This window comes from Nocardiopsis sp. CNZ308 (genome assembly GCF_004217075.1).
Window position 1 is genome coordinate 5,336,896 of sequence record NZ_SHKJ01000001.1, and the last position, 25,118, is coordinate 5,362,013.

General features: G+C 72.5%; 27 protein-coding genes. 16 read left to right on the plus strand and 11 right to left on the minus strand.

Features of this window, described 5'->3' with window-relative positions:
• Position 1: 1 nt before the first annotated feature.
• The 3 genes from EV372_RS22845 to EV372_RS22855 all read left to right on the plus strand — a co-directional run bounded on the left by EV372_RS22845 (position 2) and on the right by EV372_RS22855 (position 2,498).
• On the plus strand, positions 2–709 hold the full coding sequence (locus EV372_RS22845) for an AroM family protein (protein WP_130397700.1): 708 nt from the start codon (positions 2–4) through the stop codon (positions 707–709).
• Positions 706–1,383 carry an aspartate/glutamate racemase family protein gene (locus tag EV372_RS22850; protein WP_130397701.1) on the plus strand — a complete coding sequence of 226 codons (678 nt, stop codon included), beginning with the start codon at positions 706–708 and terminating at the stop codon, positions 1,381–1,383. Before EV372_RS22845 ends, EV372_RS22850 begins: the two co-directional genes overlap by 4 nt.
• Before the next feature lie 164 nt (positions 1,384–1,547).
• Positions 1,548–2,498: a DUF1177 domain-containing protein gene (locus EV372_RS22855; RefSeq protein WP_130397702.1), complete on the plus strand. Its 951-nt coding sequence runs from the start codon at positions 1,548–1,550 to the stop codon at positions 2,496–2,498.
• A gap of 109 nt (positions 2,499–2,607) precedes the next feature.
• Here the strand turns inward: EV372_RS22855 and EV372_RS22860 are convergent, their stop codons facing one another.
• Positions 2,608–3,657 carry an NAD(P)-dependent alcohol dehydrogenase gene (locus tag EV372_RS22860; protein WP_130397703.1) on the minus strand — a complete coding sequence of 350 codons (1,050 nt, stop codon included), beginning with the start codon at positions 3,655–3,657 and terminating at the stop codon, positions 2,608–2,610.
• Positions 3,658–3,971: 314 nt separating this feature from the next.
• Between EV372_RS22860 and EV372_RS22865 the strand changes: the two genes are divergently transcribed.
• Positions 3,972–4,889 (plus strand): helix-turn-helix transcriptional regulator, encoded by a 918-nt coding sequence (locus EV372_RS22865; RefSeq protein WP_130397704.1) that lies wholly within the window; start codon positions 3,972–3,974, stop codon positions 4,887–4,889.
• A 252-nt stretch (positions 4,890–5,141) separates the two neighbouring features.
• Here EV372_RS22865 and EV372_RS22870 read toward each other — a convergent pair whose 3' ends face one another.
• The gene (locus EV372_RS22870; protein WP_197044296.1) at positions 5,142–6,374 is read right to left on the minus strand and encodes an RNA-guided endonuclease InsQ/TnpB family protein; all 1,233 of its coding nucleotides are present in this window, start codon (positions 6,372–6,374) and stop codon (positions 5,142–5,144) included.
• 120 nt (positions 6,375–6,494) lie between these two features.
• Between EV372_RS22870 and EV372_RS22875 the strand changes: the two genes are divergently transcribed.
• From EV372_RS22875 to EV372_RS22885, 3 genes are all read left to right on the plus strand, one after another.
• Positions 6,495–6,911 carry a DUF2255 family protein gene (locus EV372_RS22875; RefSeq protein WP_094802463.1) on the plus strand — a complete coding sequence of 139 codons (417 nt, stop codon included), beginning with the start codon at positions 6,495–6,497 and terminating at the stop codon, positions 6,909–6,911.
• Between the two features lie 77 nt (positions 6,912–6,988).
• Positions 6,989–7,423, plus strand: coding sequence for a helix-turn-helix transcriptional regulator (locus EV372_RS22880; protein ID WP_019611341.1), 435 nt, complete (start codon positions 6,989–6,991; stop codon positions 7,421–7,423).
• A gap of 20 nt (positions 7,424–7,443) precedes the next feature.
• On the plus strand, positions 7,444–7,854 hold the full coding sequence (locus tag EV372_RS22885; protein ID WP_019611340.1) for a VOC family protein: 411 nt from the start codon (positions 7,444–7,446) through the stop codon (positions 7,852–7,854).
• Positions 7,855–7,967: 113 nt separating this feature from the next.
• Here the strand turns inward: EV372_RS22885 and EV372_RS22890 are convergent, their stop codons facing one another.
• The 4 genes from EV372_RS22890 to EV372_RS22905 all read right to left on the minus strand — a co-directional run bounded on the left by EV372_RS22890 (position 7,968) and on the right by EV372_RS22905 (position 12,841).
• Positions 7,968–8,891 carry an RNA polymerase sigma-70 factor gene (locus EV372_RS22890; RefSeq protein WP_130397705.1) on the minus strand — a complete coding sequence of 308 codons (924 nt, stop codon included), beginning with the start codon at positions 8,889–8,891 and terminating at the stop codon, positions 7,968–7,970.
• 113 nt (positions 8,892–9,004) lie between these two features.
• A complete protein-coding gene (locus tag EV372_RS22895) occupies positions 9,005–9,478 on the minus strand; it encodes a carboxymuconolactone decarboxylase family protein (protein ID WP_130397706.1) in 474 nt (157 codons plus the stop codon).
• A 338-nt stretch (positions 9,479–9,816) separates the two neighbouring features.
• The gene (locus tag EV372_RS22900; RefSeq protein WP_130397707.1) at positions 9,817–10,857 is read right to left on the minus strand and encodes an SMP-30/gluconolactonase/LRE family protein; all 1,041 of its coding nucleotides are present in this window, start codon (positions 10,855–10,857) and stop codon (positions 9,817–9,819) included.
• 166 nt (positions 10,858–11,023) lie between these two features.
• Positions 11,024–12,841 (minus strand): flavin-containing monooxygenase, encoded by a 1,818-nt coding sequence (locus EV372_RS22905; RefSeq protein ID WP_130397708.1) that lies wholly within the window; start codon positions 12,839–12,841, stop codon positions 11,024–11,026.
• 218 nt (positions 12,842–13,059) lie between these two features.
• Between EV372_RS22905 and EV372_RS22910 the strand changes: the two genes are divergently transcribed.
• Positions 13,060–13,536, plus strand: coding sequence for a MarR family winged helix-turn-helix transcriptional regulator (locus EV372_RS22910; protein ID WP_019611337.1), 477 nt, complete (start codon positions 13,060–13,062; stop codon positions 13,534–13,536).
• Positions 13,537–13,632: 96 nt separating this feature from the next.
• Here EV372_RS22910 and EV372_RS22915 read toward each other — a convergent pair whose 3' ends face one another.
• Positions 13,633–14,199, minus strand: coding sequence for a nuclear transport factor 2 family protein (locus EV372_RS22915; RefSeq protein WP_130397709.1), 567 nt, complete (start codon positions 14,197–14,199; stop codon positions 13,633–13,635).
• A 177-nt stretch (positions 14,200–14,376) separates the two neighbouring features.
• On the opposite strand from EV372_RS22915, the gene EV372_RS22920 reads away from it, so the two are divergent.
• Entirely contained in the window at positions 14,377–15,174 is a 798-nt protein-coding gene (locus tag EV372_RS22920; protein WP_019611335.1) for a helix-turn-helix transcriptional regulator, read from the plus strand.
• Between the two features lie 21 nt (positions 15,175–15,195).
• Here EV372_RS22920 and EV372_RS22925 read toward each other — a convergent pair whose 3' ends face one another.
• The 3 genes from EV372_RS22925 to EV372_RS22935 form a co-directional block, all read right to left on the minus strand.
• A complete protein-coding gene (locus EV372_RS22925; RefSeq protein WP_019611334.1) occupies positions 15,196–15,627 on the minus strand; it encodes an HIT family protein in 432 nt (143 codons plus the stop codon).
• 233 nt (positions 15,628–15,860) lie between these two features.
• A complete protein-coding gene (locus tag EV372_RS22930) occupies positions 15,861–17,282 on the minus strand; it encodes an MFS transporter (RefSeq protein ID WP_130397710.1) in 1,422 nt (473 codons plus the stop codon).
• Positions 17,279–17,743 carry a hypothetical protein gene (locus EV372_RS22935; protein WP_130397711.1) on the minus strand — a complete coding sequence of 155 codons (465 nt, stop codon included), beginning with the start codon at positions 17,741–17,743 and terminating at the stop codon, positions 17,279–17,281. The genes EV372_RS22930 and EV372_RS22935 overlap by 4 nt, the downstream gene beginning before the upstream one ends.
• Positions 17,744–17,822: 79 nt before the next feature.
• On the opposite strand from EV372_RS22935, the gene EV372_RS22940 reads away from it, so the two are divergent.
• The 5 genes from EV372_RS22940 (at position 17,823) to EV372_RS22960 (ending at position 22,284) form a co-directional block, all read left to right on the plus strand.
• The gene (locus EV372_RS22940) at positions 17,823–18,437 is read left to right on the plus strand and encodes a TetR/AcrR family transcriptional regulator C-terminal domain-containing protein (protein ID WP_130397712.1); all 615 of its coding nucleotides are present in this window, start codon (positions 17,823–17,825) and stop codon (positions 18,435–18,437) included.
• A 227-nt stretch (positions 18,438–18,664) separates the two neighbouring features.
• Entirely contained in the window at positions 18,665–18,916 is a 252-nt protein-coding gene (locus EV372_RS22945) for a metal-sensitive transcriptional regulator (protein WP_019611331.1), read from the plus strand.
• Positions 18,917–19,143: 227 nt separating this feature from the next.
• Positions 19,144–19,716 carry a rhodanese-like domain-containing protein gene (locus EV372_RS22950; protein ID WP_130397713.1) on the plus strand — a complete coding sequence of 191 codons (573 nt, stop codon included), beginning with the start codon at positions 19,144–19,146 and terminating at the stop codon, positions 19,714–19,716.
• A gap of 100 nt (positions 19,717–19,816) precedes the next feature.
• Entirely contained in the window at positions 19,817–21,235 is a 1,419-nt protein-coding gene (locus tag EV372_RS22955) for an MBL fold metallo-hydrolase (protein WP_130397714.1), read from the plus strand.
• A gap of 173 nt (positions 21,236–21,408) precedes the next feature.
• Positions 21,409–22,284 (plus strand): sulfite exporter TauE/SafE family protein, encoded by an 876-nt coding sequence (locus EV372_RS22960; protein ID WP_130397715.1) that lies wholly within the window; start codon positions 21,409–21,411, stop codon positions 22,282–22,284.
• 274 nt (positions 22,285–22,558) lie between these two features.
• Here the strand turns inward: EV372_RS22960 and EV372_RS22965 are convergent, their stop codons facing one another.
• Complete coding sequence (locus EV372_RS22965; protein WP_019611327.1) at positions 22,559–23,134, minus strand: snapalysin family zinc-dependent metalloprotease; 576 nt, start codon at positions 23,132–23,134, stop codon at positions 22,559–22,561.
• A gap of 219 nt (positions 23,135–23,353) precedes the next feature.
• Between EV372_RS22965 and EV372_RS22970 the strand changes: the two genes are divergently transcribed.
• Both EV372_RS22970 and EV372_RS22975 read left to right on the plus strand, forming a co-directional pair.
• The gene (locus EV372_RS22970) at positions 23,354–24,394 is read left to right on the plus strand and encodes a DUF6924 domain-containing protein (RefSeq protein WP_130397716.1); all 1,041 of its coding nucleotides are present in this window, start codon (positions 23,354–23,356) and stop codon (positions 24,392–24,394) included.
• 93 nt (positions 24,395–24,487) lie between these two features.
• On the plus strand, positions 24,488–25,090 hold the full coding sequence (locus EV372_RS22975; protein ID WP_130397717.1) for a helix-turn-helix domain-containing protein: 603 nt from the start codon (positions 24,488–24,490) through the stop codon (positions 25,088–25,090).
• Positions 25,091–25,118 lie beyond the last annotated feature (28 nt).

Below are 25,118 nucleotides of genomic sequence, written 5' to 3' on the forward strand. Positions count from 1 at the left end.
CATGACACGACTCGGAGTCGTCACCATCGGCCAGGCGCCGCGCACGGACCTGACCCCGGAGATCACCGCCCTGGTGCCCGAGGCCACCGTGGTCGAGCGGGGCGTCCTGGACGGCCTCACCCGCGCCCAGATCGAGGCGCGGCCGGTGGCCCCCGACGACCACGCCCTCACCACCCGCCTCGCCGACGGCACCTCCGTCGTCCTGGGCGAGTCCCTGGTCATGGAGCGCCTGCCGGGCCTGCTCGCCGACCTGGAACGCGAGGTGGACGCGGTGCTGCTCGCCTGCACCGGCGCCTTCCCGGAGCTGGAGCACACCAAGCCGCTCTTCGTGCCCGACCGGATGATCGCCTTCGGGGCCGCGGCCCTGCTCGGCGACACCGGGCGCCTGGGCGTCGTGTGCCCCCTGCCCGAGCAGAGGCGCGACACCGAGGCCAAGTTCGGCCGCCGCCTGCCCGCCGGGACCCGGGTGCTCACCGACGTGTGCTCCCCCTACACCGGAACCCCCGACGACCTCGCCGCCGCCGCGCGGCGCCTGGCCGACGCCGGAGCCGACCTCCTGGCCCTGGACTGCGTCGGCTACACCGAGCGGATGCGCGCCCGCGCGGCCGCGGCCTCGGGCCTGCCGGTGGTCCTGGCCCGGTCGGTGTGCGTGCGCCTGGCCTCGGAGGTCCTGGACTCGCTCGGCGCGCGGACGGAGGCGGCGGCATGAGGATCGGCGTCATCCGGGTGGTCACCACCGACGACCAGGAGCAGCTCGACGCGCACGGCCGCGTCATCCGCGGGGAGCTCGGCGTGGACACCGTCTCGCGGTGCCTGCCCGACCAGCCCGACGGCGTGCACGACGACGCGACCTTCGCGCTCGCCTCGGCCAAGGTCGCCGACCTGGCCGCGCGCATGGAACGCGAGGACGGCGTGGACGCGCTGCTCGTCAGCTGCGCCGCCGACCCGGGTCTGGCCCGGGCCCGCGCCGCGGTCGGCGTTCCCGTCGTCGGCGCGGGGGAGGCCGCGGCCCGCCGGGCCCTGGAACTGGGCTCGAAGGTCGGCGTCCTGGACCTGACCACCCGCACCCCGGACTCGGTCACCTCCGTGCTCGGGCCCGCCCTCGTCGCCGCGCTCGTGCCCGAGGGCGTGCGCCGGACCCACGACCTGCGCACCGACGCGGGCCTGGCCGCCTCGGTCCGGGCCGCCGAACGCCTGGTCGCCATGGGCGCGGACACCCTGATGTTCGCCTGCACCGGCATGACCACCATCGGCCTGGCCGCCCGCCTCACCGACCGGGTCGGCGTCCCCGTCGTGGACGCCGTCCGCGCCGGGGCGCGCGCCGCCGTGCGCGCGGCCGAGGGCGCGGCCGAAGGCCCGGCCGCGGGTGCGGCCGGGGACTGAGCCCGGAACCGCCACAACACGGCGAACGGCGACGCGACAGCGCGGCAAGCCGTGTCGCCCGCGCGCACAGGCCGCGCGGCGACCACACGAACGACCGCCCCGGCCGGGCGCCGACCGCGGCGCCCGGCCGGACCGGGCGGTCCACCACCTGAGAGAGGGAACCCATGTCCTGGAGCCACGTCATCGAGACCCACGACCTGCTCGACACCCCGGCCGCGGACGGGGCGTCCGTGGCCGAGTACCTGCGCCGCCACGGCGCGGCCGACGGCGAGGTCCTCGTGGAGACCGTCGCGGGCGAGGGCGGGTCCACCGACTTCGTCCGGGTGACGATCGCCGGTACCGACGGCGCCGCCTCCGGCGGCTCCGCGCCCACCCTGGGCATCCTCGGCCGCCTCGGCGGCCTGGGCGCGCGCCCGGAGCAGATCGGCTTCGTCAGCGACGGCGACGGCGCCCTCACCGCCGTCTCCGCGGCGGCCAAGCTCCTGGACATGCGCCGCCGGGGCGACACCCTGCCCGGCGACGTCGTGCTGGCCACCCACATCGACCCCGACGCCCCGACCCAGCCCCACGACCCCGTTCCGTTCATGGGCTCGGTCGTGGACCAGGACGTCAGCAACCGGCACGAGGTCCTGCCCGCCATGGACGCGATCCTGTCCGTGGACACCACCAAGGGCAACCGGATCTGCAACCACCACGGCATCGCCATCACCCCGGCCGTCGTCGACGGGTGGATCGTCCGGGTCCCGGAGAGCCTGCTCGACATCGTCTCCCGCACCACCGGCCGCGCCCCGGTCGTCATGCCGCTGACCATGCAGGACATCACCCCGTACGGCAACGGCGTCTACCACGTCAACTCGATCCTGCAGCCGTCCACGGCCACCAGCGCCCCGGTCGTGGGCGTGGCCATCGTGACCGAGGAGGCCGTGGCCGGGTCGGCCACCGGCGCCACGGACCTGCGCAGCGTGGAGAGCGCGGTCCGGTTCGTCATCGAGACCGCGAAGGACTACGGACGCGGCATCGCCCGCTTCGTCGACGCCGACGAGGTGCGGCGGCTCCAGGAGCTGTACGGGAGCATGTCGCACCTGCGCGGCGCGGGCGAGCCCGCCTCCTCCTGAGGCGCTGGGCTCCGGAGGTCTCGGGGAACGCCGTCCCGCCCGGGCCACGGGTCGGGACGGCGTTCCCCGTCCCCCGGCGGGGCCCGCCGTGCTCGGGCCCTCGGGGCGGTCAGGCGCCGCCCAGGGTCGAGGCGTCGATGACGAACCGGTACCGCACGTCCGAGGCCAGCACCCGCTCCCAGGCCTCGTTGATCTGGTCGGCGCGGACGATCTCGACCTCGGGGGCGATGCCGTGCTCGGCGCAGAAGTCCAGCATCTCCTGGGTCTGGGCGATACCGCCGATCTTGGAACCGGCGAACGAGCGGCGGTTCTCGAACAGCGTGAACAGCGTCACCGCCACCGGCTCCGGCGGCGCGCCCACGCTCACGATCGTGCCGTCCAGCGCCAGCAGGTCGAGGTAGGCGTCCAGGTCGATGGGCGCGCTGACCGTGTTGACGATCAGGTCGAAGGTGTTGGCCAACCGCTCGAAGGTGTCCGGGTCGCTGGTGGCGTGGTAGTGGTCGGCGCCGAACCGCAGCCCGTCCTCGCGCTTCTTCAGGCTCTGCGAGAGCACCGTCACCTCCGCCCCCATGGCGTGGGCGATCTTGACCGCCATGTGCCCGAGGCCGCCCAGCCCCACCACGGCGACCTTCTTGCCCGGCCCGGCGTTCCAGTTGCGCAGCGGCGAGTAGGTGGTGATCCCCGCGCACAGCAGGGGCGCGGCCTTCTCGAAGGGGATGGCCTCGGGGACGCGCAGCACGAAGTGCTCGTCCACGACGATGCGCTCGGAGTACCCGCCCTGGGTCACGGTCCCGTCCCGGTCGGCGCCGTTGTAGGTGTCGGTGAACCCGCGCAGGCAGTACTGCTCCACACCGGCCAGGCAGTTCGCGCACTCCCGGCAGGAGTCGACCATGCAGCCCACCCCCACCCGGTCGCCGACCTTGTGGCGGGTGACCTCGGAGCCGACCTCGGCGACCACACCGGCGATCTCGTGCCCCACCGTCAACGGATAGGGGACCTCGCCCCAGTCCCCGCGGACGGTGTGGATGTCGGAGTGGCAGATCCCCGCCCAGGCGATGTCGATCAGGACGTCCTTCGGGCCGACCGCCCTGCGCTCGATCGTGCCCGGCGCCAGGGGCGCGGTCGCCGACGAGGCCGTGTAGGCGTGAACGAGGGACATGAATCTCCTCAGAAGAGTGGGTGTCGGATGCGCGTCGAACCCCGTGCGAGGGCGTTGTCAGCCCTTCGGGCACGGGTCGACGGGGACGGCCGGCCGCGCATGCCGCGTCGGCCGCCTCCAGCAGTCAAACACCCCGACGCCCCGTTTGGGAGGTTCTGTCAGTGCCCGTCACGGTAGGACCCCCCTGCGGGGCTTCGCCGTCTCCGGTCGGACCGCCACCGGCGAATCCCCGCCCGGCGACCGAGGGAGTCCCTCCTGTTCGGGGTAACGACAGGACCTCCCACGAGTCCGTTCGGCTTCCTAGCCTGGAGGACATGGACCACCGCAACCAGATCCGGGACTTCCTCTCCACCAGACGGGGGAGGATCACCCCCGAGCAGGCGGGACTCGTCGCCTTCGGCGGCAACCGGCGGGTGCCGGGCCTGCGCCGCGAGGAACTCGCCATGCTCGCCGGGGTGAGCGTGGACTACTACACCCGCATCGAGCGGGGCAACCTCAAGGGCGTCTCCGAGAGCGTCCTGCACGCCCTGGCCGAGGCGCTCCGGCTCGACGACGCCGAGCGCGCCCACCTGTTCGACCTGGCGCGCACGGCGGGGGAGGCGCCGGGCAGGCCCAGGCGCCGGTCGGCGCGCCAGCGCGTGCGGCCCGGCGTGCAGCGGATCCTCGACGCGATGACCGGCGCACCGGCGGTGGTGCAGAACGGGCGGCTCGACATCCTGGCCGCCAACCGGCTCGGCCGCGCCCTGTACGCGCAGGTCCTCGACATGTCCGGGCGGCCCGCCAACTACGCGCGGTTCGCCTTCCTGGACCCCCGCGCGCGGGACTTCTACCCCGACTGGGAGCGGGCGGCCAACGACACCGTCGCCGTCCTGCGCACCGGTGTCGGACGCGACCCCTACGACCGTGCCCTGTCGAACCTGGTGGGAGAGCTGTCCACGCGCAGCGAGGACTTCCGGACCCGGTGGGCGGCGCACAACGTCCACCAGCACCGCACGGGCACCAAGACCATGCACCACCCCGTCGTGGGCAGGCTGGAGCTGGGCTTCGAGGCCATGGAGCTGACCGCGGACCCCGGCCTGTCGCTCTTCGCCTACAGCGCCGAGCCGGGCTCGTCCTCCGCGGAGGGCCTGGACCTGCTGGCGAGCTGGGCCGTCACCTCCGAACGCGAGCGGGACGGGGTCCCGGCGGCCGACGGCGACCCGGCCGTCTCCTTCCCCCGTTCGGACACCTAGCGCGCCCGGAGCCGCCGGGGGAGCCCGCGGCCCCCGCTCCCGGACCGGAGAACAGACGGACGACCCCGACCCCCGCGCGGGCCCGTTCGCCTTCGCACCCGAGGGGTCCGTGTGCGGATCCGTCGCGGCCGGACCCGACCGCCGTGGTCGCGGCCGTGCGGGACACGGCGGGCTCACGACACCCGACCCGAGAAGAGGAAAGCACCCCGTTGACTTCCTCTCCTGCCTGAAGGCAGGAGAATCCGGAACCACCTACCGGTGGTTCGAGGCCAACGCCTCGTCACGGGTCGCCCCGTGGCCTTCCTGTTTCATTGCCGGTCGCCCCGTCCGGGAGGACTCCCGTTGAGGTCTCACACCAGCTCCACAGGCCAACACCGCCAGCCCGGCGGCTTCGAGATTGTTCGCCGCGTTCACATCCCGATCATGGGTGGTCCCGCAGCCGGGGCACGTCCACTCCCGTACACGCAACGGCAACGACACATTGAGGTACCCGCACCCGGGCGTCGAACACAACTTGGAGGAGGGAAAGAACCGGTCCACCACGACCAGATCGCGTCCGTACCAGGCGCACTTGTACTCCAGCATCGTGCGCAGCTCACGCCAGGCCACATCCGAAATCGCTCGGGCGAGTCTGCGGTTTCTGACCAGGTTGCGCACCGTCAAATCCTCGATCACGACCACTTGGTTCTCGCAGACGAGTCGAGTGGAGAGCTGGTGCAGGAAGTCGCGCCTGCGGTCGGTGATGCGGGCGTGCACCCGCGCCACCTTGCGGCGGGCCCGCTCCCGGTTCGCGCTGCCCTTGGCCTTACGGGCCAGCGCCCGCTGCGCCTTGGCCAGCTTGGCGCGATCGCGTTGTTCGTGGCGGGGGTTGTCCACCTTCTCCCCCGTGGACAACACCACCAGCGACGTCACACCCATGTCCACACCCACCGCGTCGTTGGCGGCCGGAGCCGACTCGACGGTGTCCTCGCACAGCAGGGACACGAACCAGCGCCCGGCCGCATCCCGGGACACCGTCACCGTGGACGGCCTTGCTCCTTCAGGCAGGGGGCGCGACCACACGATGGCCAGGGGTTCGGCCATCTTGGCCAGGGTCAGGTGGCCGTCACGGTAGCGGAACGCGCTCGCGGTGTACTCCGCCGAGGCACGCGACGTCTTCTTGGACTTGAACCGCGGATACTTCGCGCGCCGGTCGAAGAAGTTGCGAAAGGCGGTGTGCAGGTGGCGCAGCGTCTGCTGAAGGGGGACGCAGGAGACCTCGGTGAGGAAGGACAGCTCGTCCGTCTTCTTCCAAGCGGTCAGCATGGCCGAGGTGTGGGAGTAGCCCACCCGTTCCCGGCGCTGGTGCCAGGCGGTGCTGCGTTCGGCCAGGGCGCGGTTGTAGACCAGGCGCACGCACCCGAACGTGCGCGACAGCTCAGCCGCCTGCGCATCACTCGGGTAGAAGCGGTACCGAAACGCCCGCTTCACGCTCTTGTTGGTCATGGCACACACCGTAGCGACCGCTGTGCGGTCGCGTGAGGCGAATCCGACAGAAAGTCACGAGAAGGGAGAGGGCGCGTCCTCCCCGCCCTGAAGGACGGGGTATCCACGCCCAACAAACAGATGACGACGTGGACGAGCGAGGAGCTCGCCAGGATCACGGACGCGGAGGAGCTGCGGCTCGCGCCCCTGCGCGTCGACGGCCGGCCGGACAGCCGCGGGCGCGTCTGGGTCGTGCGTGACGGCGACGACCTCTACGTCCGCTCGCTGAGCGGACGCGTCTCCGACTGGTACCGGAGCACCCGGGTGCGCCCCAAGGGCCGCGTCCGGGTCGGCCGGGTCGCCAGGAACGTGGTCTTCGTCGACGCCGACCCCGGCCTCAACGACCGGATCGACGCCGCCTACCGCGCCAAGTACGGCCACTACGCCACCAGCCGCCTCAGGGCCATCACCAGCCCCGAGGCGGCAGCCACGACCCTCCGTCTCGTGCCCTACCCCGACTGCCGCCGGTCCGGCTCCCGACGGCACGCGGGTTGCTGAGGGCCGCGTCCGGGTGCGGCGCCCCCGCCCTGTGCACAACCGGTCCGCCTCGGGCGCGGCGTGGGATGATGGCGTCCATGGCCGACAGGGACGCACAGGAACAGCGGTTGCGCGACATCGCCGCCATCCGCCGTGTCCGCGACAGGATCGACCGCGAGTACGCCCAGCCCCTCAACGTCGAGGCACTGGCCCGCGGGGCGCACATGTCGGCCGGACACCTGAGCAGGGAGTTCCGCCGCGTCTACGGTGAGTCGCCGTACTCGTACCTGATGACCCGGCGGATCGAGCGGGCGATGACGCTGCTGCGGCGCGGGGACCTCAGCGTCACCGAGGTCTGCTTCGCGGTGGGCTCGTCCTCGCTGGGCACGTTCAGCACGAGGTTCACCGAGCTGGTCGGCGTGCCGCCGAGCGTCTACCGCCGCGACCACTCGCGTGCGGCGGCGGGTATCCCGCCCTGCCTGGCCAAACAGGTGACCAGACCGGTCAGGAATCAAGAAGCGCGCTCCCCGTAGCCGGACCTAGCGTTGGGGGCATGGACATCACCATTCACCACGCCTTCCTGCCGCACACCGACGCCGAGGCCGCCCTGGGCTTCTACCGCGACCTCCTCGGGTTCGAGGTCCGCAACGACGTCGGCTACGAGGACATGCGCTGGATCACCGTCGGGCCGGTCGGACGGCCCGCGACCTCCATCGTGCTGCACCCGCCCGCCGTCGACCCCGGCGTCACCGAGGACGAGCGCCGCACCGTCCTGGAGCTGATGGCCAAGGGCACCTACACCGCGATCACCCTGGCCACCGACGACCTCGACGGCCTCTTCCAACGCCTGGAGGCCGCCGGGGCGGACGTGGTCCAGGAACCCATCGACCAGGACTACGGGGTCCGCGACTGCGCCTTCCGCGACCCGTCCGGCAACCTCGTGCGCGTCAACCAGACCGTCTGAACGGGGGTCTGGACGGGCCTCCGTACGACCCTGCGGCCCGACCTTCGGCCCGCCCACCGGTCGAGGCCGCTCCGATCGGGACCGGTCCCAATCGGAGCGGCCCCGGCCGGAGGTCAGTGCGACCGCTTCCGGGCCCGCCTCACCTCGCGGTCCACGGCCCAGGCGTCGGCGACCGGGCCGAGGTGGCCCAGTTTGTCGGGGTTGATCACCCCGCGCACGTTCTGGACCCGCCCGTCGAGCACATCCAGGACCAGCGCCTGGAGGACCCGGCCGTCCCGGTCGCGCAGGAGCGCGCCGGGCTGGCCGTTGACCTCGTGCGGCTCCAACGACACGCCGATCCCCAGCAGCTCGGGGAAGACCGTGCCCAGCAGACGGGCCACCCTCGCCGCGCCCGTGACGGCCCTGGCCAGCTGCGGGGCCCGGCCGCCGCCGTCCCCGACCAACTGCGCGTCGGCGGCCAGCAGGTCCCGCAGCCCGTCCACGTCACCGTTCTCCAGCGCGTCGAAGAAGCGCGTCGCCAGCTCCCGCTGCTCGCGACGGTCCGCCGCGAACCGAGGCCGCCCGGTCGCCATGTGCCGCCGCGCCCGCACGAGCAGCTGTCGGCACGCCGCCTCCGAACGCCCCACCGCCGCGGCGACCTCGTCGAACCCGAAGGCGAACACCTCCCGCAGCAGGAACACCGCCCGCTCCAGCGGGCTGAGCCGCTCCAACAGCAGCAGCGCCGCCATCGACACCGAGTCGGCCAGCTCCACCGACCGCGCCGGGTCCTGGTAGGGGTCGCTCAGCAGCGGCTCGGGGAACCACGGGCCGACGTACTCCTCCCGCCGCACGCGCGCCGAACGCAGCACGTCGATCGAGATCCGGGTCACCGCGGCCGACAGGAAGGCCTTGGTCGACGCGGGGCGGGTCGTCGAGCGGTCGAAGCGCAGCCACGTCTCCTGCACCGCGTCCTCGGCCTCGCTCACGCTGCCCAGGATCCGGTAGGAGATCGAGAACAGCAGCGGCCGCAGCTCCTCGAAGTCCTCCACCTTGCCCACGCCGACCCGCCCCTCTCCCAAGCCCTTCCGCCCGGCCGTACTCCCCGGTACGGTCGGCGCTGGGCCCGGGGCCGGAACCCGAAGTCCGCAGCCGCCGGGCCCCGTGCCAGAACCTAGTGGAACTGCCCGGGCTCGTAGCTTCCGGCGGGCTGCCGGGTGATGACGTTGAGCCGGTTCACGGCGTTCATGAACGCGACCAGCATGACCAGGGCGGTGAGCTGCTCCTGGTCGTGGTGCTCGGCGGCGCGCTCCCACACCTCGTCGCTGACCCCGCCCGCTGCGTCCGCGACCCGGGTGCCCTCCTCCGCCAGCTCCAGCGCGGCGCGCTCGGCGTCGGTGAAGACCGTGGCCTCCCGCCACGCCGCGACCAGGTTCAGCCGCACGCCGGTCTCACCGTCAGCGGCGGCGTCCTTGGTGTGCATGTCCAGGCAGGCGGCGCAGCCGTTGATCTGGCTCACGCGCAGCGCCACCAGTTCCCGCGTCGCGTCCGGCAGCGCCGAGTTCCTGAGCGCCCTGCCCACGGACATGAAGGGCTTGACGGCCTTGCCCGCGGTCGGGCTGGTGAAGTAGTCGAGTCTTGCGTCCATGGGGTACTCCTTCGCGTTCGTCGTCGGTTACACCCCCTGAGACGAGATGGCCCGTCGCCCTGTGACACGGTGGGTTGTGACACGGGTCTCCCGCTGTTTCGGGGTTTGGCCGACGTGCCCCCTGGGATGGGACGGCCCGTCGCCCCGTGACCCGGGCGGTCGTGGCCCGGGTCCCTTACCGCTCCGGGGTTTGGCCGACGTGACCCCCGGGGCGGGACGGCCCGTCACCCCGCCACCTGGACGCGCGTGACCCGGGCCCTCCCGCCCGGGAGCCGGACGATGTGCTTCCGGGCGGACCGCGCGACCGGTTCCGACCCCTCCCCCGCGGGGGCGGACGGTCAGCCGCCGTTGGACTGGCGGATCCCCTCGGCGAGCGCGTCGAAGGAGTAGACGAACCCGCCGTCGTCCCCGCTGACGGTCATGTAGGCGTCGGTCGTCCCCGGCGCGATGGCCACGTTGGTGGCCGAGTACAGCCCCTCGGCGGCGTCGTCGGGGACGCCGACCGTCGCCAGGTGCTCACCGAGCGGGCTGTACACGAAGATGCGCGGCTGGCCGTGGACGGCCTGGTAGAGGTTGCCGTCGGCGTCCACCGCGATGGAGTCGATCCGGCTCGTGCCGCCGTCGAAGTACAGGGCGGCGTGGGAGGTCTCCACCTCGGTGCCGTCCTCGTTCAGCGCGTAGTGGTCGACGCGGTTGGCGCCGTACTGGCCGACCCACAGCCCCGAGAAGTCCGCGGTGAACGAGATGCCGTTGGGCGCGGGCAGATCCTGGGCCAGGACGGTCGCCTCCGCGGTGTCGCGGTCGACGCGCACGACCCTGCCCCGGGCCTCCCACGCCGGGCCGTCGAACCCGGCCGAGTCGCTGACGTACATGTTCCCGGCCTCGTCGAAGGCCAGGTCGTCCGGGTTCATCGGCGCTCCGTCGACCTCCCCGGAGAAGAACGTGGTGTGGTCCTCGCCCTCGGGGGTGATGCTGTCGATCCTGCCTCCGGCGAAGTCGGTCAGGTAGAGCCGGTCGTCGTGCGGACTGAACTGCGCCGAGGTGTAGGCGCCGGTCTCGTCGGTGAACACCGGGGACACCTCCCGGGTCCCGGTGTCCACCCGGAGCACCTTGGGCTCCCCGGCGGGGGCGGTGACGTCCACGACGAGCAGGCGCCCGTCGGCGTCGAAGGTCGGACCTTCGAGCAGGGTCATCCCCGTCTCCTCGTGGACGGAGGTCACCTGGACCAGGAGGTCGGCGGTGCGCTCGGTTCCGCCGTCCTGGCCGTCCTCGCCGGTGGCGGCGGGGGAGGCGCATCCGGCCGCCGCACCGGTCAGGGCCAGTGCGGCGAGTGCGCGGGCGGCCACCGTTCGTCGCGGCCTGGGGCAGTGCTGTTCCATACGGTTCCCTCGGGGTCTGGGATCAGGTGTCTGGGGTCCGGGAGCGTGTTCGGCGCACGTCCGCCCCGCCGCGCGGCGAGGCGGACATGCGCCGAACACGCCCCGGAGGGTGGGCGCCCAGGAAGGGGCGCCCACGGAGGCGTCCCGGCCGGGGCGGCCGGGCCGGCTAGGACCGCGCGTCCAGGACCTCGTGCATGCGGCTCTCGCGCCAGTCGGCCAGCAGCCGGTGGAAGGCCACGGGGCCGGGGCTGTAGGAGAACCCGCCGTGCACGCCCGCGCCCTCGCGGTTGTAGTAGCCGGGCGTGCACTCGGCCTGGAACGCCGAGTTGTCGTGCGCGCTCTCCCGGACGGTCCGCCCCCACGCGTCGGCGGCCTCCTGGGAGGGCTCGACCACCGGGGCTCCGGTCTTGCGGGCCTCGGCGACGACGGCGGCGATGTGCTCGGCCTGCTCCAGCAGGATGTGCGCGAAGTTGACCGAGTTGGCGTTCTGGAGCGCGCCCAGGTGGAACAGGTTCGGGAACCCGTTGCTGTAGAAGCCGTGCAGCGTGCTGGGCCCGCGGCTCCAGGAGCCCAGCAGATCGCGCCCGCCGCGCCCGCGCACCGGCAGCGTTCCCGACATCACCCCGGACACGCCCACGTCGAACCCGGTGGCGAAGACGACGCAGTCCACGGGGTACTCGGCGTCCCCGACCACGATCGCGTCCTCGGTCATGCGGGTGACGCCGCCGTGGTCGGCGGTGTCCACCAGGGTGACGTCGGGCCGGTTGAAGGTCTGGAGGTAGTGGTCGCTGAAGCAGGGCCGCTTGCACATGTAGCGGTACCAGGGTTTGAGCAGCTCGGCCGTGGCCGGGTCGTCCACGACCTCGTCCACGCGCGCCCGGATCTGGTTCATCTTGCGGGCGTCCACGAGTTCGTCGATCCGCTCGCGCTCCTCGGCCGGGACGCTGGTGTCCAGTGCGCCGGAGATCATCTTGCGCTGGAGCCGGGCGGTGGAGGTCCAGCCGTCGCGGGTCAGGTCGGTCTCGACCCGCTCGCCGGAGACGATCGCCAGGAAGTTCTCCATGCGCTCGCGCTGCCAGCCGGGCTTGAGGGAGGCCGCCCACTCCGGGTCGGTGGGGCGGTTGTCGCGCACGTCCACCGAGGAGGGGGTGCGCTGGAACACGTACAGGTGCCGCGCGTCGCGGCCCAGGTGCGGGATGACCTGCACGCCGGTCGCGCCGGTGCCCACGACCGCGACCCTCTTGTCGGCGAGGCCGGTGAGGCCGCCGTTCTGGTCGCCGCCGGTGTAGCCGTAGTCCCAGCGACTCGTGTGGAAGGTGTGGCCCCTGAAGGTGTCGATCCCCGGGATGCCCGGCAGCTTGGGCTGGGTGAGCGTGCCTGAGGAGGTGATGACGAACCGCGCGCGCATCCGGTCACCGCGGTCGGTCTCCACCACCCACTCGTCAGCGTCCTCGTCCCAGGTCAGCGCGGTGGCGCGAGTGTGGAACAGCGCGTCGCGGTACAGCCCGAAGGTCTCGGCGATGGCCACGGCGTGGCGGCGGATCTCCTCGCCGGGGGCGTAGCGCCACTTCGGAACGTAGCCGACCTCCTCCAGCAGGGGCATGTAGGAGTAGGACTCGATGTCGCAGTGGATGCCCGGGTAGCGGTTCCAGTACCAGGTTCCGCCGAAGTCGCCCGCCTCGTCCATCATCCGGATCGACTCCACGCTCGCCTGGCGCAGCCTCGCGCCGGTGGTCAGACCGCCGAAGCCGCCGCCGATCACGAGCACCTCCACGGTGTCGGTCAGCGGTTCGCGTTCGGTCCAGGGGGTGTAGGGGTCCTTGGCGTAGTAGCCGAACTCGCCCGCGGCCGAGCGGTACTGGCCGGTGCCGTCGGGGCGGACGCGGCGGTCGCGCTCGCGGGCGTACCTGGCCCGCAGCGCGTCGAGGTCGATCTCCTCGGTGCGGTCGTCGGTGTCGGCGGTCGTGTCGGAGGCTGTGCCCATGTGCCGTCCTCACTTCGTTGCCGTCGCATCGCGACGCGGACGCGGCGCCGGGCTCGCGCGGGGGATGGCCGTGGTGCTCACGGGAGCGTGGAACGGGATCCGGGCGGCTGCCATCCCGATGCGGCGGCGGTGTCGTTGAACCGTGCGCCAAAAGCTTAGCATCAGGCTAAGTATTTGGGGCCGGGGGGCGCCCGTCGCGGCGCTCTATCATGGCGGCTATGCGGCAACAGGCGACCGAACAGGGCGAACACGAACGCGAACGCATCGTGCGCGAGATCCAGGCCCTGAACGGGATGATGGAGGAGACCGTGATGGCCGCCCTCCTGCAGAACCTGCTGTCGATGGACCTCACCATCCAGCAGCTCAGGGTGCTCATGGTCCTGGTCACCACCAAGGAGGGCGCGACGGGCAGGGGGCTGTCGGAGTCGTTCGGCGTCTCCATGGCGTCAATGTCGGGCGTGCTCGACCGGCTCGTGGCCCACGGCGTAGCCGAGCGCTCGGCCGACCCCGACGACCAGCGCGTCCGCCGCCTCCGCGCCACACCCCTGGGCGCCTCGGTCGTGCGGCGGCTGATGGTGGCGCGGCCCTTTCGCGACGACATCCTCATGGGCCTGCCCATGGAGGACCTGCGCGCCCTCGAACAGGGGTTTCGCGCGGTGAGCAAGGAGATCTCCCGGCTGGGCGCAACGGACTGACCCCGCCCGCCGGGTGAGCCGGTCACCGGGCGGCCCCATGTCCGGGGCGACTGGGGACAGGGGCGCGCCCCGCCCGTTCGGGGCGGGGCGGGAGGGTTACCGGCCCGACCGGGCGGACAGCCGTGGCGAGACCATGCGTCCGACCGCGCGCAGCAGGGCCCGGAACTCGGCCCCGTTCGGGCGCACGCCCAGACCGGCGTACATGAGCGCGTTCCCGTACTCGGCCATGAGGACGATCCGGCCGTCCTCGACGTCGAACCGCGTCACGTAGGTGTTGCGGTAGGGCCGGCCCGTGCGCGCGACGACCATGTCGCCGACGCCGTGGAAGAAGAGCTGGCGGCCGTCGGGCGAGACGCGCCACGCCTGGTCGCGCCACCGCAGCGGGGCGAACTTGTCGAACAGCGCGCCCGTGTAGGCCAGGACCTCGCTCCTGCCCTTGACGTCCGCGACGCACAGGCCCCGTGTGCGCCCCTCGATGATGTCCGTGACGCCCTCGGGGGTCGTGGCGCCCCGGGCGTGCATGAACAGCTGCCGCGCGTCCTCGGCCAGGGTCCGGGCCACGGCGTCGATGTCCTTGGCCTCGACGGCGCGGATGAACTCCCGGGCGACGGCGAGTCCGGCGTGGGTGGCGTGGGCGGCGGGGGTCAGCTTCTGGTCGTGCATGAGGGTCTCCGATCGTCGTGTTCCGCCGCGCGCTCCGGGCGGACCCGGCCCGCCCGGTGCGGTGTGCTCTCGATGATCCGGGGCGCCGGGCGGGGGAGGAAGACCGCGTCGAGGGTGGTACCGGCAGGACCAGGCTCGCCCGACGGCACGGGGCGCGGGGCGGGGACAATGGGGGGTATGTCGAGCAGCGATCGGACCGAGTTCGGGGAGTACCTGCGGCGGCGCAGGGCCGCGATGAGCCCTCCGGAGCCCCGGGGCGGTGTGCGGGTGTCCCGTCGGCGGGTTCCGGGGCTTCGCCGCCAGGAGGTCTCCGACATCGCGGGTATCTCGGTGGAGTACTACACGCGCCTGGAACAGGGCCGGGCGCCCCGCCCCTCACGTGAGATCCTCTCCTCGCTGGCCCGGGCGTTCGGGCTCTCGGACGCCGAACGCGACCACCTCTTCCGGCTGGGGGGCGAGCCCCCGCCCGAACCGGCCTCCCCCTCCTCGGTCATCCGCCCCGGGCTGCTGCGTCTGCTGCGCGGCCTGGACGAGACGATGCCGGTCACCGTGCACGACGGGCGGCTCGACCTCCTCGCCCGCAACAAGGCCGCGCAGGAGCTGCTGGGGTCCCTGACCGGCGGCGGTCCGTTCGAGCGCAACATCGCCTACCAGGCCTTCACGACCGACGTGCTCGCGCAGCTGCTCGGGGGCGAGGGCGCGGACCGGTTCCTGCGGGTGGCGGCCGCCGAACTCCGGACGGCGCTGAGCCGGTACCCCGGCGACGCCTACCTCCGCGCCCTGCTCGCCGAGCTCACCGCGACCAGCCAGAGCTTTCGCGACCACTGGGAGGAGGGGGAGGTCGGCGTTTCGAGGTCCGCGGTCAAACAGATGCGCCACCCGACCCAGGGGTGGTCCCGCTTCGAGATCGAGGTGCTCCACGACCCCGAGCGGGACCACTGGATCATGCTCTACACGCCTCACGGCGAGGAGTAGCCCTCCGCGCCGTGAGGGGCGTCAGTCCCTGGGCGCGACGGCGTGGTCGAACCCCAGTTCCCGGAGGGCGGTACGCAGCCGCTCGGCCGAGCGGTCGAGGACGCTGTGGTCCGTCTCGGTCTCGACGCCGCTGAGGTCGAAGTCGGACATGCCCCAGACGGGGGCCACGTGGACGTGCATGTGCGGCACCTCGAAGCCCGCGACGAGCAGCCCGGCGCGGGGCGCGTTCCAGGCGGCGCGAACGCCCTGGCCGACGGCCTGGGCCACTTCCATGCACCTGGTCAGAAGGGCGGGGTCGGCATCGGTCCAGTGGTCGACCTCCGTTCGGGGGACGACCAGGGTGTGGCCCGGCCGGAGCGGGGCGATGGACAGGAAGGCCACGACCTCGGGGTCCTTCCACACGAAGTGTCCGGGGAGGTCACCGGCGATGATCTTGGAGAAGAGGGTCGGCAAGGGTGGAAGGCCTTTCCAGCACGGGTGGGAACAGACGGTTCCTCACAGTGTGGGGGTCAGGACCCGGTGGGGCGTCCGGAGCCGGCGGGCGGTGCGGGGGCGGCCTGCCGCCACCGACCCCGGACAGCTCCACGGTTCCGACCCATCTGAACTGGCGTTTCCTCATCTCGGTGTCGGCGGTCAACCGGGCCGAAGATGCCGTGGACGCGTTGGGACCCGGCGGTTGGACCTCTCTACCGCGTGGTCCGATCACCGGCGTGTCGCGTACTCGCCTCCCGGGAGAGGGCCAGCGCGGCGACACCGGCTGCTGTGAGCATGAGCCCCGCGAGCAGCACGAGCACGGTTGTGTGGGAACGACTGCCCACAGCACCGACCAGGGATCCGATCCCGGTGACGCCGAGTGCCGAGCCGAGCTGAACGACGAGCAGGACGGCCGTGGTGCCGCTCCCGACCGTCGCTTCCGGGAGTACGCGGTAAACGCTGGCGAAAGTCGGGGCGGAAACCGCTCCGAACGACAGGCCGGTAAGGCACAGGAGGAGCGTGCACACCAACGCGGGGGAGGGCAGGAGTTGCGCGCAGGCCGCCAGGAGAGCCAGGGAACCCGCTGAACAGGCCGCTGCGGTGGTGACGATCCTTCGGGATCCGACGCGGTCCGAGAGCGCTCCGGCGACGCTCATCGACACCAGCATCCCCGTTCCGAAGGCCGCCAGCGGCACCGCCTGGGTGAGCCCGCTGAGACTCCATGACCGTGCGGCCAGCAGGGGCACGAGAGTGAGTATGGAGAACAGCAGCACGCCACCCATACCCATGATCGCGGCGGCTCCGGAGAAGCGACGGTCGGTGAAGAGCCGCGGGTCGATGATCGGCGCGGGTACGCGCAGAGAACGCCGGACGTAGGCGGTCAGCAGCAGTGCGCCCAGCACACCCGCGGTGAGCGTTGACCATGGCGTTCCAGCGGAGAGCCGACCGATGGCGAACAGGCTTGCGGTGAAGCCGAGACCGAGCAGGGCCAGGCCGGCAAGGTCGAACCGGTGGGCCTGAGCTGCCCCTGCGGCTGATGGGTCGGTGCCGGGGGACGTTCTCCGCTGACCCAGGGAAAGAGCCAGGAGTACGCCAGCCAGGAGTATGGGCGGTACGGCGAAGAGGAAGACGCTGCGCCAACCCGCGGCGGACAACAGGGCGGCGCCGATGACGGGTCCGACCGCCGGGGCGAGGTTGATCACCATGGACATCAGCCCCATGACCGCGCCGATGCGTCTGCGGTCGGTGATCTGCGAGATCAAGGCCAGGCAGGCGGGCTCCAGGACTCCGCCGCCGAGCCCCTGCACGGCGCGTGCCGCGATGAGCTGTTCGAACGTCACCGCCGATCCGCTTCCCAGCGCACCCGCCGCGAAAACCGCGAGGCCCACCAGCAGTACCGGGAGGCCGCCGAATCGGTCCACGGCCCACCCGGCGAAGGGGAGCGCCAGTCCTGCCGTCAACAAGAAGACCGTCGTGACCCACACGATCGAACTCATGGAGGTCCCGAGAGCCTCCGCCAGGGCGGTGAGCGCCATCGACGTGACCGAACTGACCAGTACCGAGACGAAGCCGATGACCGCCAGCGCGGCGACCGCCAGGGGGAGAAAACGCGCGGAGACGCTTGTCGGCATCATCGGTCCGTTCCGTGCCAGACGGCGACCAGCGCAGTGACCCCCGGGAGGGCGAGGAGGCAGAGCAGGGTCAGGCCCAACCACAGGGGAACGATCCGGTCGTATGCTCCACCTTCGGCCCCGGCGCTGAGGATGAGCACTCCCATGCCGACCGTGAACAGGGCCGTGACCACTCCGCGTTCCCACCATCCACGCCGAACCGCCGCCAGGGTGAAGAGCCATCCCAAGAGCCCTGTCGCGCCGACGATCACCAGGTAGAGGATGATCGCTGTCCGTTCGGCGGCTATCTCGGCGGCGTCCCACTGGGGGTAGGCGGCCAGTACGTGTCGCTCCACCGACCCGAGGAGCCACAGGTCCAGGACCGGCAGCAGGATGCACACCACCTGCAAACCGGCGCCGATCCGCAACGCCTGTGTGAGGTTCCCACCGCCCCCGTTGCGGGGGCCCTGCTTCTCGGCTGACATGGCGCATCACCTCTCTTACGGTGTATGAGACGGTTTGATGCTACTCTTACGGCGTAAGAGAGGTCAATCGAGGGATGGCATGAGCCGAACGCGCGTCCAGGGCAAGCACGCCGGTCTGAGCCGGCGCCAGGTACTGCGAACCGCCGTGGGACTGGTCGACGCCGAAGGAGTCGCCGCGCTGTCCATGCGGCGGCTGGCGCGTGAGCTCGGCGTGGAGGCGATGACCCTCTACCACCACGTGCGCAACAAGGAGGCGCTGGAAGACGCCATCGTCGAACACGTCCTCGCCGAGTCGATCCGTGAACCCGAGGCTTCAGACTCGTGGCAGGAGGCGATCACCGGTTATGCGCTCGATTTGCACCGAGGCCTGCTCGCCCATCCGGGGGTGGCCACCCTCTTCGCCACCCGCCCTGCCCTGACCAGCCGGAACCTTCGCGAACTCGAAGGCCTCCTGTGTATCCTCACCACGGCGGGTTTCTCCGCTGGGACCGCCCTGACCATCGTGCACGTGACGGCCTCGTCCGTGCTCGGACAACACCTGACCAAGCAGGACGAGAACTCCGGCGACCCTGTTCCCGGAAGTGCCGACCTGCCCTTGGTGAACAAGGCCCTCGAAGCAGGGTTGCCCGGTGTCGACGCCCGGATGAGGTTCACCCTGACCGCACTCGTCACCGGTTATGAGAGTCTTCTGTGAAAGTCGCGGGGTTCCCGGCGCATCGCACGTTGCCGTCCTCCACTCGCTGATCAGGTCCCGGAACGGGGCGCACCTCCGAACAGGGCGGGACGGGCGGATCCTGTGGTGGGTGTTCACCGGTTCGTGCGCGGGCTCCTGGTGCCGGTGTGACCTACGCGACTGGCCGCGCGGATACACCCGGGGGTATGGTGGGGGCACGGGCGGAAGGAGACCAGATGAAGCCTGAAATGGTGGGCGACGCCATCACGCGACTCAAGCGCGCGCAGGGCCAGCTCTCCGGTGTCATCTCGATGATGGAGGCGGGGGAGGACTGCGCCGCCGTCCTCCAGCAGCTGGCCGCGGTCTCCCGGGCCCTGGACCGGGCGGGGTTCAAGATCGTCGCGAGCGGCATGCGGCACTGCAACACCGCACGCGAGCGGGGCGAGGAGCCCGAGCTCACCGAGGAGGAGCTGGAGAAGCTGTTCCTGGCCCTGGCCTGAGGGTTCGTGGGCGCCGACCGGGTGTCGGGCGCTCGCGCGCCGCCTTTCGCGCGGAGTCCCCCTCCGGCCTCGACCGGAGCGTCTCCATGACTTCTGGATACTCCCCCCAGTATGTGGGGGCGATATCGGGTAGTCCGTGTTCCCGCGCGTCCGGAGTCCCGGTCCGTCCACTGGATACCCCCGGGTGTATCCAGATCCACTCCCACACCACCGAAGGAAGGAAACACATGAGTGACCACGGCATCGACGTGCGCGCCGTGCGCGTACTGCTCGAAACCGACCCCCGCGCCCTGATCGTCGACGTGCGCACCCCCGCCGAATACGAGGGCTCACACATCCCGGGGGCCGTCAACCTGCCGCTGGAGCAGGTGGACGCCCACCTGGAGCGCATCGTCGCCGGCGCGGGCGGCCGCCTCGTCCTGGTCTGCCGCTCCGGCAAGCGGGCCGGGCGGTGCCGGAACACGTTGGCGGGGGCGGGCCTGGGCGACACGGTCGTGCTGGAGGGCGGCATGAACGCCTGGGAGGCGCAGGGGGCGCCCCTGGAGCGCGGCCGCGAGAGATGGGCGCTGGAACGCCAGGTCCGACTGGTGGCAGGCGGCATCGTCCTGGGCTCGGTGCTCGCCTCCCTGATGTGGTTCCCGGCGGTGGCGGTCGCCGGTGTCGTCGGTGCGGGGCTGGTCTTCGCCGCCGTCACCGACACCTGCGCCATGGGCATGGCCCTGTCCCGCCTTCCCTACAACCGGCCGAGCGAGGAGGTCGACATCGAGGACTCCCTGGCCCGCATCGGCGCTGGTCGATGAGCGCACGTGAACAGGGCCGCCTTCTGCCCTCTGGATACTCCCCCCAGTATCTGACCAGGGCTGACACACCACACAGCACCCACCGGACAAGGAGCAGAACATGCTGCTGGAACGCCTCTACGACGACGACCTCGCCCAGGCCGGCTACTTCGTCGGCTGTCAGGCCAGCGGAGAGGCCGTCGTGGTCGACGCCCGCCGCGACATCGACGACTACCTCGGACTGGCCCGCGCACACGGCATACGCATCGTCGCCGTGACCGAGACCCACATCCACGCCGACTACCTCTCCGGCACCCGCGAACTCGCCGCGGCCACCGGCGCCACCGCGTACGTCTCCGGCGAGGGCGGCCGGGACTGGCAGTACGGGTTCGACGCCGAACGGCTGCTCGACGGTGACGCCATCACCGTCGGCAACATCACGGTCCGCGCGAGCCACACCCCCGGGCACACGCCCGAGCACCTCTCCTTCCTGGTGACGGACGGGGCGTTCAGCCGCGACCCCGGCTACCTGCTCTCGGGTGACTTCGTCTTCGCCGGCGACCTGGGCCGTCCCGACCTGCTCGACGAGGCCGCCGGGGGGAGCGGCACCCGGTTCGAGGGCGCCCGCCAGCTCTTCGAGAGCCTGCGCCGGGTGTTCCTGAACCTGCCGGACCACGTCCAGGTCCTTCCCGGACACGGGGCGGGCAGCGCCTGCGGCAAGGCCCTCGGCGCTCTTCCGGCCACCACGGTCGGATACGAGCGGCTCAACGCCTGGTGGGGTCCCTACCTGCGCGCCGACGACATGGAGGGCTTCGTCGCGGAACTGCTCGACGGACAGCCCGACGCCCACGCCTACTTCGCGCGGATGAAGCGCCAGAACAGGGAGGGGCCCCGGGTCCTGGGCCGCCTCGCCCCGCCGCCCGCGCTCTCCGACGAGGAGGTCGGCAGGTCCCTGCACGAGGGCGGGAGCGTCCTCGTCGACACCCGGCCCCACGTCGAGGTCCACCGGGGCACCGTGGCGGGGGCGCTGAACATCCCGGGCCCGGACAAGGCCGCGACCTTCGGGGCCTGGGCCCACGACCCCGAGTCCGAAACCCGCCCCCTGGTGCTGCTCGCCGAGGACGGGGACACCGCCCGCCGGGTGCGCGACCACCTGTTGCGGGTCGGCATCGACCGCGTGTCCGGTTACACGACCAGCACAGAGGGCCTGCCGAGGACCGTGCCGCCGCGCGTCACCCCCGAGGAACTCGAACAGGCCGGTGCCGCGCTCCTGCTGGACGTGCGCACCAGGGGCGAGCACGCCGAGGGGCACATCCCCGGTTCGCAGCAGCTCAGCGCGGGCCGTGTGCTGTGGAACCTCGACGCGCTGCCGACCGACGGCACCATCGTGAGCTACTGCCAGTCGGGCGCCCGCAGTTCCGTGGCGGCCTCGGCTCTGCGCCGAGCGGGATACGACGTCGTCGAACTCGATCGGGGTTACGGCGCCTGGGAGGACTGGAAGCGGGACCGGGACGCGCCGGTGCGCGCTGGTGCCGACTGAGGCACACGGCGGGGCCGCGCTCCCGCCGCCCCCCGCAGCGGAGCGCGCGTGGGCGGGAGCCGCCCCCGCGCCGTCCGGACGGCCCCCGCGTCGTCCGGACCGCCCCCGCCCCATCATCCCCGAGCCATCGGCCGCCCGCACCCGCGGCGGCGAGCCACGGAAGCGGAGTCAACATGGAGTTTCAGATCGTCCTCGCCCTGGGCCTCGCCGCGGTGGTGGGGCTCGCGCTCGGACTGCTCGGCGGAGGCGGTTCCATCCTGATGGTGCCGCTGCTGACCTACGTCGCGGGCATGGACCCCAAGGAGGCCATCGCCGCGTCCCTGTTCGTCGTGGGCGTCACCTCGCTCGTCGGCGCGCTCGCGCACGCACGTGCGGGAAACGTGCGCTGGCGTACCGGGCTGGTGTTCGGAGCCGCCGGGATGGCGGGGGCCTTCGTGGGCGGCGTGGTCGGGGCGCACGTCCCGGGCGCCCTGTTGATGACCGCCTTCGCCCTCATGATGGTCGCGACCGCCCTGGCCATGCTCCGGGGCGGGAGCGCGACCCCCGGCCGGGGGCCGGCCGCCGTGGCGCCGCCGCTGGGACGCGTCGTCCTGGACGGGGTGGTGATCGGCGCGGTCACCGGGCTGGTCGGCGCCGGAGGAGGGTTCCTCGTCGTGCCCGCCCTGGTGCTGCTGGGCGGACTGGCCATGCCGGCCGCCGTGGGCACCTCCCTGCTCGTGATCGGCATGAAGTCCTTCGCCGGACTCACCGGTTACCTGACCGCCGTGAGCCCGGACTGGGCCCTGCTCGGCGCGGTCAGCGCGCTCGCGGTGGCCGGTTCACTCGTCGGGGTGCGCCTGACCTCCCGCGTGCCCGAAGCCGCCCTGCGCAAGGGGTCCGGCGGCTTCGTGCTGCTCACGGGGGTGTTCGTGCTGATCCAGGGGCTCTTCGACCCCCTCGGCGCGGTCCTGGTCGCCGTGGCGGCGGGTCTGGCGGCCCTGGCCCTGGTGTGCCGCCTGGTCGGTGACCGCTGTCCTCTGGTCCCCCTCCTCCGGCCGCGCGCGGGATGACCGAGGCGGATACGCCCGGTTCGGTCCGGAGGAGGCCCTTTTCCGGCCGCGCGGGGCGACCCCGCCCTCCGCCGGAGGCGCGGTGGCACCGTGCGGAGGCGGACGGCCGCGCGGTTGGCGGCGGCCCCGGCGGGCGGGGCCCCGCTGCCCGCGAGGGCCGGTCCCGTCCGGGCGCGACGGGGTGTGCGACGACTCGGGCGTCGGCCCGCCGGAGCGGACCGGCGCCCGGGGCCGTCGGGTTCGGAGCCGGGGCGCCCGCGCGGGCGCGGTCGGCTCAGAAGCGGTCGACCAGGAGCTGTCCGTCGGCGGCGCGCTGGCCGCTCAGGCCGCTGCCGTAGTTGGCCTCCACCCGCGAGCGCTCGGAGGCGTTGGGGTAACGGCTGGTGCAGTTCACGCCGCCGGTGGAGCCCGACATCAGCGACGAGCACGGGCCGGGCTTGACGTCGGGCAGGCCCAGGCTGTGGCCGAGTTCGTGCGCGGCGATGCGCACCGCGTCGTAGCCCTGGGCGGTGCCCTGGCGGCCCATCCAGACGGTGACCTGTCCGCCCGGGCGCACCGGGCCCAGGTGGGCGCGGGGCCAGCCGTCGTCGGCGACGATCCGGATCTCGGCGCGCCGTCCGGCCGAGGCCGGTTCCAGGCGCACGTTGCTGACGCTGGAGTTCCACACGTTCACGGCCGAGGCGACGGCGGAGGTGTACTCCGCGGCCCGGCTGGCGTCGTAGTACAGGACGGTCTGGCGCAGCGGCTGGCTCTGCTCCGCGGGCGCGGCGGTGGCCGGCGCGGTGCCCACCAGTGTCAGCGCGAGGGCGCTCAGGGCGATCAGGACGGGCAAGAGGACGCGTCTCAGCATGGGGGTCTCCCGGGGGTGAGGGTGCTGATGTTGCTTGGTGACCCGGTGGGGTCGGGTCGATGCTATGTGTAGCGGTGTGCCGCCACAAGATGTGCGGAGCGCCTAATTGAGGCACCGCGTACCGGTCCGGGGCCCCTGGGCGAGAGGGCGCCGTTCTGTCGCAGACCTCCGATAAAACGGAGGAATCCGTACGCCACGACCACCGCGAGGTACCCCCTGATGGACCGTCCCGCCCTGCCCCTGCCGCCCGCCGACGACGCGTCGCACGTGCCCGGGATGCTGCTCCTGCGCACCGACCACGACGACGAGGCCTGGGAGGACGTGCTCTCCCGGATGGGCGAGCTGCCCGGTCTGGTGGCGCCCGCCCCCGGCCAGCAGGTCCCCGCGGCGTCGGAGGCCCCCGTTCCCCGGCGCCTGGTCGTGGTGGACGACCCCGCCTGGCGGGGCGCCACCCCCGAGGAGGTGGGTGAGGCCCTGGACCGGGACGGGGCGTGGGTCCCGGACGTGGTCCTGCTCGCCAACGACAGGACCGCGGCCAACGCCGGTCCGCGCCCGCTGCTGGCGTTCCGCGGCACCGGCGGGGAGGTGTTCCGGATCACGCCCCGCCAGGCGGCCCTGACCTACCTGGTGATGCACTGCCAGGACCTGGACACGGTCCTGGACGACTTCGAGGAGTGGGCCCCGGCCGAACCCGAGTGGGAGACCGAGGAGGACGAGACGGTGGAGGACTGGGAGGCCGGTCTCCCCGACCCCGTGGGCGCCCACCTGGAGGCCCTGGACGTCCCGCCCCGCTACGAGCCCCCGGCCCGGCCCCTGCCCCCGCTCACCCACGTCAACGACGGCCTGCTCGTGCGCACCGACTTCACCGACGAGGCCGCCTGGACCGCGCTCCTGGACACCGTGTACCGTCCGGGGCCGGGCTACGGGAATCCGATCGACGACTTCGGTGACTACGTCGGGGTCGTGGACGACCCGGTGTTCGAGGGCGCCACCCCCGAGCAGCTGATGTCGCTGGTACGCGCCGATCCGGAGGACTCCGAGGAGGGCGTCGCGGACGCCCTGCTGGTGGCGGACCGGGCCGCCATGAGCGATCCGGAGCACCGGCTCCTGGTCGTCCCGCTGGAGGAGCACGTGGGGCGCACCTTCCGGCTCGTCCCCGAGAAGGCCGGGATCATGCTGGTCAACCTGGCCATCGCCAACCAGGACGTCGAGGACTACATGGACGTGGAGGAGAGGGCCCGCATGCACGGGTGGTGGTGACCCGTGAAGGCGGGGCTCCGCCCGGCCGGGCACGGAAGGGCGGAGCCGGAGCGGCCGTGGTGCGCGCGGGCCGCCGCGCGGTAGTTTGCGGATATGGATGAGAGCGGGAACCACCGTGCCGACGAGGGCGACGCCGAGGTGCTGCGCGCCGTGGGCGCGCGGCTGCGGCGCCTGCGCAACCGCGCGCGGCTGACCCTCGCCGAGCTGTCGGAGCGCACCGGGGTCACCCCGAGCACGCTGTCGCGCCTGGAGACCGGGCGGGTGCAGCCGACCCTGGGCCAGCTGCTCCCGCTCTCGCGCGTGTACCGGGTGCCCATCGACGAACTGGTGGACGCGCCCAGGGTGGGCGATCCGCGGGTGCACCTGCACCCGGTACGCCGCTTCGGCCTGACGTTCGTCCCGCTCACCCGGCGCGCGGGCGGGGTCCAGGCGTACAAGGTCCTCTACCCGCCCGCGCGGACGCTGCCGCCGCCCGAGCCGCGCACACACGAAGGACACGAGTGGTTCTACGTGCTCTCGGGAACCATCCGGCTGGTCCTCGGCACCGAGCAGGACCTGCTGCTGGGCGCGGGGGAGGCGGCCGAGTTCGACACCCGGACCCCGCACTGGATCGGCAACCCCGCCGAGCACGAACCGGCGGAGACCATCGCGATCTTCGGCACCCAGGGCGAACGCGTCCACCTGCACGGGACCTGAGGGGGCGCTCGCGCGGAGCGGCCGGGCA